At 63.5% G+C, this 12,932-nt stretch carries 8 protein-coding genes; 2 read left to right on the top strand and 6 right to left on the bottom strand.

The window, feature by feature from the left end; all coding sequences use genetic code 11:
• Positions 1-69 precede the first annotated feature (69 nt).
• The 5 genes from VB618_RS08010 to bcsN form a co-directional block, all read right to left on the bottom strand.
• Positions 70-2,169 (bottom strand): tetratricopeptide repeat protein, encoded by a 2,100-nt coding sequence (locus VB618_RS08010; RefSeq protein ID WP_329796073.1) that lies wholly within the window; start codon positions 2,167-2,169, stop codon positions 70-72.
• Positions 2,145-3,257, bottom strand: coding sequence for a glycosyl hydrolase family 8 (locus VB618_RS08015; protein ID WP_329796074.1), 1,113 nt, complete (start codon positions 3,255-3,257; stop codon positions 2,145-2,147). Before VB618_RS08015 ends, VB618_RS08010 begins: the two co-directional genes overlap by 25 nt.
• A complete protein-coding gene (locus VB618_RS08020) occupies positions 3,254-5,812 on the bottom strand; it encodes a cellulose biosynthesis cyclic di-GMP-binding regulatory protein BcsB (protein ID WP_329796075.1) in 2,559 nt (852 codons plus the stop codon). Before VB618_RS08020 ends, VB618_RS08015 begins: the two co-directional genes overlap by 4 nt.
• A 9-nt stretch (positions 5,813-5,821) precedes the next feature.
• Positions 5,822-8,017: a UDP-forming cellulose synthase catalytic subunit gene (bcsA, locus tag VB618_RS08025; protein ID WP_329796076.1), complete on the bottom strand. Its 2,196-nt coding sequence runs from the start codon at positions 8,015-8,017 to the stop codon at positions 5,822-5,824.
• A gap of 164 nt (positions 8,018-8,181) precedes the next feature.
• Positions 8,182-9,051 (bottom strand): cellulose biosynthesis protein BcsN, encoded by an 870-nt coding sequence (bcsN, locus tag VB618_RS08030; RefSeq protein ID WP_329796077.1) that lies wholly within the window; start codon positions 9,049-9,051, stop codon positions 8,182-8,184.
• A gap of 451 nt (positions 9,052-9,502) precedes the next feature.
• Between bcsN and VB618_RS08035 the strand changes: the two genes are divergently transcribed.
• Positions 9,503-10,690, top strand: a complete 1,188-nt coding sequence (locus VB618_RS08035) for a multidrug effflux MFS transporter (RefSeq protein ID WP_329796078.1) — start codon at positions 9,503-9,505, stop codon at positions 10,688-10,690.
• Here VB618_RS08035 and VB618_RS08040 read toward each other — a convergent pair.
• On the bottom strand, positions 10,681-11,577 hold the full coding sequence (locus VB618_RS08040; protein ID WP_329796079.1) for a LysR family transcriptional regulator: 897 nt from the start codon (positions 11,575-11,577) through the stop codon (positions 10,681-10,683). The two genes, VB618_RS08035 and VB618_RS08040, sit on opposite strands and share 10 nt — an antisense overlap.
• A 143-nt stretch (positions 11,578-11,720) precedes the next feature.
• Here VB618_RS08040 and VB618_RS08045 point away from each other — a divergent pair, with 143 nt between their 5' ends.
• The gene (locus VB618_RS08045; protein ID WP_329796080.1) at positions 11,721-12,920 is read left to right on the top strand and encodes an acyl-CoA dehydrogenase; all 1,200 of its coding nucleotides are present in this window, start codon (positions 11,721-11,723) and stop codon (positions 12,918-12,920) included.
• Positions 12,921-12,932 lie beyond the last annotated feature (12 nt).

A 12,932-nucleotide genomic window follows, 5' to 3' on the forward strand; every position in this document is an offset into this window, starting at 1 on the left:
AGGGAGGGATGAAGGCCTTGGTGAGCATTAGATAGGCACCGGGACGTCTCCGGCAACCGCGCGGTCAGGCTACTGAGACACCTGGCCCGTGGCCTCTTGAATGGCGTTCAAGCCAACGCTGGCCTCTTCCGAGTGACCGGTCCGCTGGACCGCCCGGAAGACCTGCTCGGCATCCTTGTAGCGGCCGAGATTGAAATAGGACCATCCACGAATCAGCAGAAGATCGTTCTGCTCCGGCACGAGCCGCGCCCGCTCGCTCAGGGCGAGAAGGGTTTCCACGTAGCGTTTGTCGCGATAGGCCGCCAAGGCCCGCTGCGTCAGGATCGACGCTCCGAGCTCCACCTGGCGCGCCCGGGTCTGAGGCGCCTCGGCTGCCGCGATGGCGGCCTCGGAGGTCAGGTTCTTGCGCAAGTAAGCCAGGGACTTGCCATAGGCTGCCTCTTCGCGGGCCCGACCGCTACCGGTGGCGATCGCCCGGTCGAAGGCGGTGACCGCCTCCAGAGGCCGGTTGATCTCCATGAGACACCAACCCCGCGTGAGAGCCGCGTCGCCCGAGAGACCGGCGGGATTGCGCGTCATCGCGCAGCTGCGCCCCAGAGTGGAGCGGGCCTGGGTCTGGCGGACCCGCACGCCCTCCTCGGTCCGGACGAGAGGCTGTTCGAGCTCGACACGCTCCACAGTGACTTGGCGGGGAACGGCAGGGCGCGGCACTGCATCCATCTCGGCCCGAGGCTGGACCGGGCCGGATCGCCGCCCGGAGGCAGGATTGGTGCCGTCCGCGAGATCGGCGATGCGCTCAGAACGACCCCGCCACTGGGCGACAACGGCATTGAACGCCGCGCGCTCGTTCAGGCGCTGCGTCGACAGGGCAAGGCCATAGGCCGCGGGTTCGTCCTCAGGCCTCCAGCCGAGAGCCGTGCGGAACCAGTCCCGCGCGGTCCGGATCTGCTGCGTGTTGTAGGAGTACCAGCCCAGGGCCTGGGCTCCGTCGGGGAAGCGCTGCGCCGTCACCGCCGGCACGATCCGCGTGACTACCTGTGCATCGAGTCGTGGCGGCGGATCCTGGCCGAGGAGCGCCGTGGCGATGTCCAGGTAGATCTTCATGTTTTCGGGCGCGCGCTCGCGCCATTCATAGGCGAAGGCCTCGGCCTCAGTGAGGCGCTCGAGCGCCCGCAGGGACATGGCATAGCCTTCCGCCGCCTTGGCGCCGCCGTTGCGGTCGAGGCCCGTCTTGAACAGCTCAAGCGCTCGGGCCGGATTGCCATGGTGGTAGTTGTACCAGCCGAGAACCAGCACGGGCCCGGCCTCGTTCGTGTTCCTGATCAGCCGCTCGACCGCCGCGAGGTCTTCGGCCGATGCGGTCGTCTTGCTGTCGAGGGAGGCCCGCTCGACCCTGCGGCGGGCCAGCTCGTCGCGGATGGAGCTGAAATCGTCCGGGGTCTCGCCGGTCCTGCGCTCGAACTGGAGCAGATCGGCGACCTGTTGTTCTGGCAGAAGAGTGAGGGCCTTCTGCAACGTCGCGAGGCGCTCGGCCGGGTTGGAGCAGTTGGTCAGGAGATAGGTGTAGACATCCCGCGTCCGGGTGGGCTGATCCGTTCTGGCGAACGCCTCCGCCACGCGCCAGAGCACGTCCACGTTCGTGCAGGTGAGAAGGCCGGGCGCCTCGGTCGCCACGGACAGCACGGTCTGCCATTGGCTGGAATCGGATGCATTGACCAGACGGCGGCGCGCCTCCACCGTCTGGAGGGCCGTCACCAGTTCCTCCGGTGGCTTCCAGTTCGGGTCCGAGGCTTGGCGTTCGGCGATTGCCGCGCGGACTTCGGCGATCCGGTCCTCGCGATAGAGGTTCCACAAACGCTCGATGATCGGATCGGGCGGAGCGCTGCCGCCGCCCGCCGAGAGCTGCGACAGGTCGCTGGGCGGCGTCCAGTTGGGATAAAGCGCCCGCAGCCGGGCGATCTCCGCATTCACACGGCGGGTATCGCCCTGAGATGCGAAGTAACGAAGAGCGGACTCATCGACCTGCGGCTGGGAGCCGTTGGCGGGAGGCGCCTCGGACGGCGGCGATCCGGCAGGCGGCTGGGCACCGCCGGGGCCGGTCTGCTGCGCAATCGCTGCAAATCCCAGGATCAGGATTGCAGTCGTTATGGCGCTGCCGACGAGACGCATTGCGGATATTTCTCACCCAGCAGGGATTTTGCCAAAAGGTACAGGGTGGACGGATAATAGAGGCTCGGCTCGAACGTCCTCAGCGCTGCCGGAACAGGCGTTCCGTCGAGCGCACAGGCCAGAACCGCGTGAAGAATGACATAGCCCTGGTCCGTCAGCCGTTCCCGGATCTGTCCGGTCACCACGTTGACCACGGCAACCCCTTCGTTCTCCGCAGACCAGCGCTGCTTGAGGGCTCTCAGCCACTCCAAATCAGTCATCCCTGCTCTCAACAGGTAAAGCGGTATCCTTAAGGAGTTGTAACCGAACTCGGGCGGGAAGCCGTCCGCAGGCTTGGGCTGCAACCCGCTTTCAAGAGAAAGCCAATCCGCCGGAAGTCGCACGCGGCCCGAGGCTGCCTGCTGCAGAAGCAGGACTCCATCGCGCCAGGCGCGGTTCCATTCGTATTCCGGCGCAAGCGCCGCCATCACGGGAAAGGCTTCGAAAACCCAGTAGGAGAGGTTGACCACCGGGCCATCGGGACGATCCCCGGCTCCGAAGCCATCGGCACCGGGCAGAAGCACCAGGGAGCGGCCGCTGCGACCGAACGTATTCTTGCCAATGGCTCTGGCGATTTTCTGTGCGGCAGCGGTGTAACGGGGCTCCTGCCAGACTTCTCCCGCCTTTGCCAAGGCATAGGCAATGAGAAGATCGCCGTCGGTAGCGTTGTTGCGGTCTGTCACCCTGGGTTTTGCGCTGGGATCCCACTTCCACACCGCTAGGCCGTCGTCCCGAATCAGGAGCTCGGTGAAGGTGAAGCTCAAGATCTGCTCGAAGGAGCGCCGATCGGAGGCCGCCAGAGCGAGGAGGAGGCCGTATCCCTGTCCCTCGCTGTGGCTGATATTGCCGTTGGCGGTGTCGACCACACGACCGCTGTCCTCAACGAAGCGGGAGCGGTAAGCCTCCCAATCGGCCGACGAGACGGTGCCGGCGATCTTCAGCGGCTGCACGGAGAGGCTCTGGGAGAATGCCATCGGGGCCACGACGAGGGAGAAGATGGCGAGGAGCCATGGCAGGAGCGGTGCAAGGCGCGGCACCCGGGCCGTCATGAGCGTCGTCCCAATCGGCTCAAGAGCAGGGCGGTGGTGATCCCTAAGAACGTGCAGCATGCCAGCATGATAAGAGCATATTGGAGGATGTTTGCGGACATCCAGTTCGCCGCAACGAGGCGGAGATTCGTCAGCGAGGGCGGCTGCGTCTGCACGAAGCGATAATCGTTGATGGGCTCGATCTGCAGCTTCATTTCCCTCGGATCCAGAGCGACGGCTCGTCCTGAGACCTGAGACCAGAGCATGGGATTGGCCAGACGGGCCATCTCGTCTGCCAGAGCACGATCCGTGCGGGCCGTCACCAGGGTCCAGACTCCGGATCCTTCACTGCGGCTCTGTGCCATGAGCAGAGCCGCCCGCTGCGGCGGCTCGTAGGGCGCATCGGCCCGCTCCTCCAGACTCAATGACGAGAGGGAAAGGCTGAAGGTTTTCTCCAGCCAGTCCTGCACGGTGCCGATTGTCTGCTGAACGATACCGCGGCGCTGGAACGTATCCGACCAGCGCTTGCGCACTTCGTCGGTTGAGGCCGTGGCCGAGCGGTCGGGCGATGCCTGGCTCAGGGGCATCGTGAAATCCGCGCTTGCCGTCTGCGGCGCACCTTTGTCGCCTGCAACCGGTGTCGAGGGCCACATCATGCGCAGGTGCTCCGTCACTCTCACCCGGTTGAGCATGCCGGGCGGGATCTGGTCGACGGCGCCGATGAACAGAACGGACTCATCTTCGGCGGAGGCCGCATTGGCGAACTGCGCCCGCACCGGCTGACCGGCATTGCGCGCCATGCGGGCCAGGAGGGTTCCGGCAGCGGACAGGTTCAGCGCGTCGGGACGCGCGAGCACAACGGTCGTGGGAAGGTCTTCATCCGAGAAACGGCCGGCGCCGAGAACCGCCAGATCGGGCAGGCGGCCGATCCGCCCGAATTTCGGAAATTCGAGGGTGGTGGTGTCGAACAGAACGAAGCGGTTCGTCTCGGACAGGGTTTCTCCCGGCGCGCAGCGTGCGTCTGCGTCCGTCATCAGCGCTGACTCGATGGTGACGCGGTTGAGTCCGGACTTGAAGTTCTTGAGCGGGACCCGGACGGTATGCCGCCGGACGATGTCGCCCTGGGCGGTGATCGTCATCTGCGTGCTGATCTGGCCGTTGACGAACACGTTCACATGGCTGCCGGGCCGGACCGCCGACGTATAGGCCGCATCGAGGTGCAGGATCGCTTCCCCATACTCGGTGGCATAGAAGTCCGAGGGGAGGTTGATGGCGAGGTCAGCTTTCAGGCGCCGGCCGGAAAACTCCTGCGTCGGCACGCCCAGGTCCGCAAAGCGGAACGACTGATCGCCGAACGCGGTTGGAACCTCTGGCCAGTGCCAGGAAGCCGTGTCGATCATCCCGCGCTCGGCATTGAGAGGATTAAGGATCTGAGCCCTGACGATCCCGATCGCCGTGTCGAGGTCCTGCCAGGTGGGTCCTGCCACCACCAGGGTCGAGCCGATGGAGCCCGGCTCCTGCATCATCATGGTCAATGGCTGTGTCGTGGCGGCATCCGGAATGCCGGTCACCAGGCCGCGCAACTCGCTGGCAAGACCCATGACGACCTTGATCGTTCCGACGGGCGAGGGACCCGGATCGGATTCCATGACCTGGATCACAGGATGAGCATAGCGCCCACGCAGGGCAACCATCTGCACGAGACGCAGAAGCCGGTCCCGGATCTCCGGCCGGTAGATCTTGGGTGCAACCACCCGGATTGTCGTCGCACCCGTATTGTCGACTCCGACGGCCGGCAGATCGTCTAGGCCACGCAGGGTCTTGGTCGCTCCCTCGGCGAAGATAAGGCGCGTGGATGCCGAATCCACATCGGTCCAGAGCTCATAGGTCGCCGCAATGGTGCAGTCCGTCCGGTGACGCTGAAGGGCTTCCATGCGGATGATGTTCTGCCCCGGGCGGAGAAGACCGGGACGAACGGAAGCTGTCATGCGCCTGATGTCGCTCGACGAGGAGATCGGCGTGTCGAGCACGGATTCCCCGTTGATCATGATCCTCAGGCGAGAGCCCTCGGGCATGACCACAACTGCGTTCTTGTAGCCTATCGAGAGGGTGGTGCCGCTCGCGGCCTCGTCCTGCGTGAGATGAAAGGTCCAGGACCTGGCGTCGGTTTCACCTTCGAAGCGAATCGTCTCGAAGGGAAGGATCGGCCGCTCGATGCGCGCAGCGCTGCGCGCCGCTGGAGCGTTTGTGGCGACCGGCGCACGGCCGGGCGGAGGAGCGTTTCCAGCCGTTCCTGCGGAGGGAGCTGCATTGCGCGGTCCCATGCTGAAGGGCGCGGCTGTGCCGGCTGGTGGCGCCGGCTGCGGATCTGCTGGTCGTGGAACCGGTGCTGCGGCAGGTGGCGAGCCGGGCTGGCGCATGTCGAAAGGCACGGCCTGACTTGGTGCAGGAGCGGGGCTTGCCTGTGGCGCACTCGAGCCGTTGGGCACCATGTTGAACGGAGTCGCCTGGGCAAAGGCGCCCTGTGCGCCGATCGCTTGCAGCCCTAGGAGGAGAGGGATCAGAACGCGGCGCACGACACACCTCTACTTGACGGCTGCGGCAATAGATGGATCCGGAGGGGAAGAACTGCCGATCCGCTGCAAGCCCAAGAAATAGGAGAGGCCCCGGCCGGTCTGGTAGAACGCAACCATGAAGAACCAGAGCGTTCCGCGCAGCACACCGATGTCATAGTGCCGGTTCCTTTGGAAGTCGCTCCACTGATCCGCATTGGCGAAGACGAGGTCCGCGATCATCTTCCGGTGCTCGGCTTTCTCGATCATGAAGCGGCATCCCAGCAGCAGCCCGTCGTCGTCCATGCCGACCTTGCGGATCTCCACCGGCAGGTGCTGGATCGGAAGGTTGGCGAAAGGCTGGAACTCGATGGTGCCTGCGGCTCCCTTTTTCAGCTTGGGCTCGACTGAGGGAGGCACATGAAGCCTTGCGCCGCCGACCGACACATCCCGCAGGACAGCATCGATGATCTCGTCGCCCATGACAAAGCGGCAGGGTCGCTCGACGCGGACCCGGTGGCTCTGGCGGCGTGTCGCCCGCTCCGACACAACGCCGAGGGCGCAGCCCGCGATGACTAGATTGAGGACGTTCCAGGCTCCCGTGACAAGGGTCAGGTCAGCCTTGTAGGGCTCCGCCCAGACCCGCACGCCGGTGGCGACCACACCAAGGAGCAGGATGCCGAAGATGATGAAATAGGGAGTTCCCAATTCCGAGACCCGGCTCTCGTCCATGGTCTCATTCTTCGACGTGACCTTGAAGGTGGGCTTGCTCGGATTGGCGATCACAGACAGCACGGCAGGCAGAAGGTAGATCGTCTGGACATATTCGTAGAGATCCGAAATCCATGGCCAGCGGTAGCGACCATAGAGATAGTTCTGCATCATGAAGTTCACCATCATATAGGTGAAGGTATAGGCGAAGAACTCGCCTCCTGATGCGGTGAAGATCTCCAGCGAGAAGAAGAGATAGCAGAGCGGCGAAACGAGAAAGCAGAAGCGCGAGAACGGGAACAGCCAGAACATGCTGCTCGACATGTAGCACAGGCGCTGCGACAGCTTCAGCCCGCGTTTGAAGGGCGGGAACTTGTAGCGCATGATCTGCATCATGCCCTGCGCCCAGCGCGAGCGCTGGCCGATGAAACTGGCAAAGCTGTCCGGCTGCAGGCCGGCAATCAGGGGCTTGTCCACATAGGCGCTCTTCCAGCCGCGGGAATGGAGCTCGAGAGCGGTCTCGCAGTCTTCCGTGATGCTGACGCCGCTGAAACCGTTTGTCTCCTGCAATGCCTCGCGCCGGAGTACGGCAGCCGAGCCGCAGAAGAAGGATGCATCCCATTTGTCGAGGCCGCGCTGGATGACGCCGTAGAACATCTCGTTCTCGGACGGCATGGTCTGGAACGTGCCGAGGTTCCGCTCGAGCGGATCGGGATTGATGAAGAAATGCGGCGTCTGGACGAGAAACAGGTTCTTGTCCGCCGTGAAATAGCCGACGGTCTCAGTCAGGAAGTTCCGGGCCGGGGCATGATCGGCGTCGAAGACGGCAACCAAGTCGCCCGTGGAGTGCTCGAGGCCGTTGTTGAGATTGCCGGCCTTGGCGTGCAGGTTGCGGGCGCGGGTCAGGTAGCGGACATCGAGCGCAGCGCATAGTGCCTGCAGCTCTGCGCGGCGTTCCCGGGCCTGCTGCGCAGTGACTGCATTCGGAGAGCTGCATTTCTCGTCGGTGCCGCCATCGTCGAGAAGCCAGACGGTCAGCTTATCGTCCGGATATGTCATGGCCTTGGCAGCCGCGAGGGTGGTTGCCAGGAGGTCCGCGCCTTCGTTGTAGCTTGGAACGAAAATGTCGACGGTCGGCAGGTTGTGCGGGTCGATTTGGGGTGCCTTGCGCGAAGGCATCGGGCTGGAGACCACGAAGAGGCTTAAGAACAGCATCGTGACGCTGTACATCTCGGCCAGATACAGCAGGAAGCCGGGAATGAAGTTCGCCACTTCCGTGATCGGCGGGATGGTGCTGGTGGTCCGCCAGAAGACGTAACGCAGGACAATGGCTGTACCCAGGGCCAGGGCAATCTGGCGCCAGATCCCCTGAGCCCGGAAGAACTTGATGATGATCATGCAGGCCACGACCGTGAGGCCTGCAACGAGATGCGCCTGAAGACTGATGGGAAGAACGACAAGCGAGACAATCAGGATCGCCGCCACTGCCCAAAGGGCCACGATAAGACCTGCTCGCATTTGTCCGGATTCTCGGCTTGAGTGTTCGCGTGAGAGAGTGCACGCTTAGTTCAAGACTAAGGGCAGGTCTATTAATATATCTGTATCGTTGCTTAGGCTTAATGTCACATAGGTAAATAATTCAATATATAATGTTATCACGTTTATATTGATAGACTTAGTCTTTACTGGATCGGAGGGGGTGGCACCACGGGATACCCGCCCAGCGGCATAGAATTCTGTGGCGAGGATGGAGCGGGGATGGCTGGCACGACCGTATCCTTGTCGATGAGGCGCTCGGATGTCTCATCGGGAGGAGCGATGCGGCGGCTTTCCGTGGACAGGACCCGCCGGCGGATCACGGCGTCGTCCCTCCTGTCGAGGCCCAGCGGATACATCGGCGCGTCGGCCTGGCCAAACCCTGCAGGCGGGGATGGTGGATCCCCATAGGGATTCCAGGATTCCTGACGGTAATAGGCCGCGATCGTATAACCGTACATGACCCGCAGGAGCTGATCGACGCTGGCATCGGCATCGCACAGGCGCAGGCGGACGGAGATCGCTCCCCCGGGCACCAGAACGGCAGGCTTGTCAGGTTCGATCTGCTGCCAGGCATAAAGGCACAGGTCGCCTGAGGCGGAGCGTCCCGTGGCAAATCCGAAGGGGCCGAACTTGTTCTGAACGTAGACGAGGGATGTCTGCATCTCGACCCCGGGGATCCGCTCTTCCATCTCCCTCTCGATCCGGTCTGGGGTAAGAGGAGACAAGGAGAGCGTCTCCGGGATCTCCATGTTGCTCGCGGTGTTGTTGAGCATGCTGGCATAGAAGGCATTCTGCCCGCTCGTCAGCGAGGCCGTCGACAAGGCGATCTCCTGCGAGATCCCGTTCTGATACGTCCGCTGCAGAACAGCGACAACGGATGGGCCGCCCGGCGGAGGGACAATGATTGCACGGGTTGCCGGAACCTCGGAATTCAGGCTCGCATAACCGAGATCCGAGCGGCCTGCGCACGCGGCGACACTCATCAGGGCGGCTGCGGCGGCGAGCAACTTCATGAACCTGCTAGAACCGCCCCCATGCCGGTGGTCACAGGCGACAGAGGCCTCGGGCGCCGCAGCGCCGAAGTGCATCTGATTCCCGGGCATTGAAGCGATCATGCGGAACGTGAAACTCTGGTGGCCAGCCAATCAGCCGATGCAGTCTGGCTCGCTGGAGGGCCAAACCCTGGAGCGGACAGGCCCATTCAGCTGGATGTTTAACCAGCTATGACCATTCATGGTTAACGAAGAGTAAGCATTACCGTGGGAGCGGACTTTAATCCGGAACGGATGCGCTTCGCCTTGACCTCCCTGTCGGACGGCATACAAACGGCACATCGTCCTCAGAAACGATTGGCTCTGGGGCGCCTCCCGGATCTCCCGATGACATGCTTGGCCCGCCCGCTGAAGCGGGCAGGCTGATTTCTCGGTTCCGGCACTTAGGCCGTTTTGAAGAAAGCCTTTTTCGATGAAGTCCGCCTTTCTGCGCAACGCGCTCGTCCTCGGCATGCTCTCCGCCATCGGGCCCTTCGCCATCGACATGTACCTGCCTGCCTTTCCGGCGATCGCGCGCGAGCTTCAGGTCGACGTGAGCGGCGTGCAGATGAGCCTCATGAGCTTCTTCCTGGCGGTTGCCATCTGTCAGATCGCCTATGGGCCGCTCTCGGACCGGTTCGGGCGCAAGCCGCCGCTTTATGCAGGACTGGGGCTGTTCGTGCTGGCAAGCATCGGCTGCAGCTTTGCACCGAACGTGGAGACCCTCATTGCCTTTCGCTTCCTGCAGGGCGTCGGCTCCTGCGCGGCCATGGTAATCCCGCGGGCGATCATTCGGGATCTGCATACCGGGCATGAGGCGGCCCGGCTCATGGCAACCAGCATGCTCGTCTTCAGTGTCTCGCCGATCCTTGCGCCGCTCGCCGGAAGCGCCTTGACGGCGTTCTTCAGCTGGCGCGTGATCTTCTGGGCCATTGCCCTCATAGGATTGGGTGGCCTTGCCGTCGTGCTCTTCCTCTTGCCCGAGACCCACAAGTCGGATCAGGGCAAGGGGGGCATCGCTCAGGCTTTCAGGACCTACGGAAGTCTGCTGAAGGATCGGCGCTTTCTCGGGCTCGCCTTCATCGGCGGGTTTAGCCAGGCCAGCTTCTTTGCGTATCTCGCCGGCTCGTCCGTCATCTTCATCGAGCATTTCGGCATGACGCCGTCGGCCTACAGCATGATCTTCGCGTCGAATGCCATCGCATTCATCGGCAGCGCTCAGTTCAACAGCACGTTCATGCGCCGCTTCGGTGCCGAGCGGGTGGTGCGGATCGCGATCTCCTGCTTCGCCGTTCCGGTAACGCTGCTGTTCGTGCTGACGCTACTCGGTGTCGACAATGCCTTCGTCCTGTGGGGACTGCTGTTCGTGTCGTTCGGCTGCCTCGGATTCGTCATTCCCTCCACGGCGGTGCTTGCCCTTGAGGAGCACGGCCCTGTCGCCGGCACGGCCTCGGCTCTCATGGGCACCCTGCAGCTCAGCACGGGCGCCGTGGTCATCGCGCTGGTCAGCGCCCTCTACAACGGCACATCTGTGTCGATGGTGAGCGCCATCTTCGTCTGTGCTTGTGTGGCCCTGACTCTGAGTTTCAGGACCATGAAGCCGAAGCGGGTCTATCCCTGACGGGTCTGGTCCAGGATCCAGTCGCGGAAGGAGCGCAGCAGCGGCGTCTCCGCCTTGTGCTCCGGGTAGACGAGGTAATAGGCGCCGCCGCTGACGAGACTGTTGGGAAAGAGGATTTCCAGGCGACCCGAGGCGAGTTCGTCGTCGATCAGGAAATGCGGAATCAGGGCGGCGCCTAGGCCCGCCGCTGCCGCCTGAGCCACCATGGCGAATTGCTCGAAGCGCGGGCCGCGCAGGGGATTGCCCATCTCGACCCCGACACTGGCGAACCATTCCGCCCAAGCGGTGGGGCGCGTACTCTGCTGCAGCAAGGTAGCGCGAGTCAGGTCCTGCGGTGAACGCAGGTTCTCGCGCTCCCGATAGGCCGGGCTGCAGACGGGGACAGCTTCCTCCGTCCGCAGCAATTCGCATACGGCTCCAGGCCAGTGCGGCTCGCCGAAATGGATTGCCGCATCGAAAGGCTCGGCGGTGAAGTCGAAGGGCACGAGCCGAACGCCGAAATTGACCGTCGCGCCCGGATGCTGGGCGAAGAAGCCGGGAATGCGCGGAATGAGCCATCGCGTGCCGAAGGTCGGCAGGGTTGCAAGGTTCAACACGCCGGTCGTGCCCGAGAGCGCGATGGCCTGATGGGTAGCGTCGGACAGCTCGGACAGGGTGCTGCGTACCTGGGACGCATACAGACGCCCCGCATCGGTAAGCACCACCCGCTGCCGGGAGCGGCTGAACAGGGAGACGCCCAGCGACTCCTCCAACTGCTGGATCTGGCGCGAGACGGCGCTTTGCGTCAGGTTCAATTCCTCGGCGGCTCGTGACACGCTGCCATGGCGGGCCGTAGCCTCGAAGGCGAGGAGATTGCCCACATTGGGCAGGAAGCCGCGACGAAACACACGTTCATTCCGGTTGAGAATAACCTGCTGCGAAGATGTCGATTTACTTTTGGTCTGTCCAGAGCGATTTTGCCGCTCAAATTCAATGGGTTTGGCTGGCCTGACGCCGGCGCCCGCATTCCTTGTATGGAAGGATGATCATCATGGCCGGTGCTCAACAGGAACTCGCGAAGCTCAAGTGGGAAGACCCGTTGCTCCTCGATGAGCTTCTGAACGACGATGAGCGCATGATCCGGGACACGGCTCGAGCCTACGCTCAGGACAAACTCCTGCCCCGCGTGATCGAGGCCTATCGCGAGGAGAAGACGGACCGTGCCATCTTCAACGAGATGGGCGAGCTCGGCCTCCTCGGTGTGACCCTGCCGGAGGATTATGGCTGCGCCGGTGCGTCCTACGTGGCCTACGGCCTCGTGGCCCGCGAGGTGGAGCGGGTCGATTCCGGCTACCGCTCGATGATGAGCGTGCAGTCCTCCCTGGTGATGTACCCGATCTACGCCTATGGCACGGAGGAGCAGCGCCGGAAGTACCTTCCGAAACTAGCCTCCGGCGAGTTCGTGGGCTGCTTCGGCCTGACCGAGCCGGATGCCGGCTCCGATCCTGCCGGCATGAAGACCCGCGCCGTGAAGACGGACGGTGGCTATCGCCTGACCGGCTCCAAGACGTGGATCTCCAACTCCCCCATCGCAGACGTGTTCGTGGTGTGGGCGAAGTCGGAGGCTCACGACAACCAGATCCGCGGCTTCGTGCTGGAAAAGGGCATGAAGGGGCTGTCCGCTCCGAAGATCGGCGGCAAGCTCAGCTTGCGTGCCTCCATCACCGGCGAGATCGTTATGGATAACGTCGAGGTGGGCGAGGACGCGCTGCTGCCGAACGTGTCCGGCCTGAAAGGCCCCTTCGGCTGCCTCAACCGCGCCCGCTACGGCATCTCCTGGGGCTCCCTCGGTGCGGCGGAGGATTGCTGGCACCGCGCGCGTCAGTACACCCTCGACCGCAAGCAGTTCGACCGGCCGCTCGCCGCAACCCAGCTCGTGCAGAAGAAACTCGCCGACATGATGACCGAGATCACGCTCGGCCTTCATGCCTCGCTTCGGGTCGGCCGCCTCTTCGACGAGGGCCGCGTTGCGCCGGAAATGATCTCGCTGGTCAAGCGCAACAATTGCGGCAAGGCCCTGGAGATCGCCCGGATCGCCCGCGACATGCATGGCGGCAACGGCATCCAGGAGGAATACCATGTGATGCGCCACGCGCAGAACCTGGAGACCGTGAACACCTATGAGGGCACCCACGACGTGCATGCCCTCATCCTGGGCCGCGCCCAGACCGGCCTGCAGGCATTCTTCTAAGAGAGGGCACAA

The organism is Microvirga sp. CF3062 (genome assembly GCF_036314045.1).
Lineage (GTDB): Bacteria > Pseudomonadota > Alphaproteobacteria > Rhizobiales > Beijerinckiaceae > Microvirga.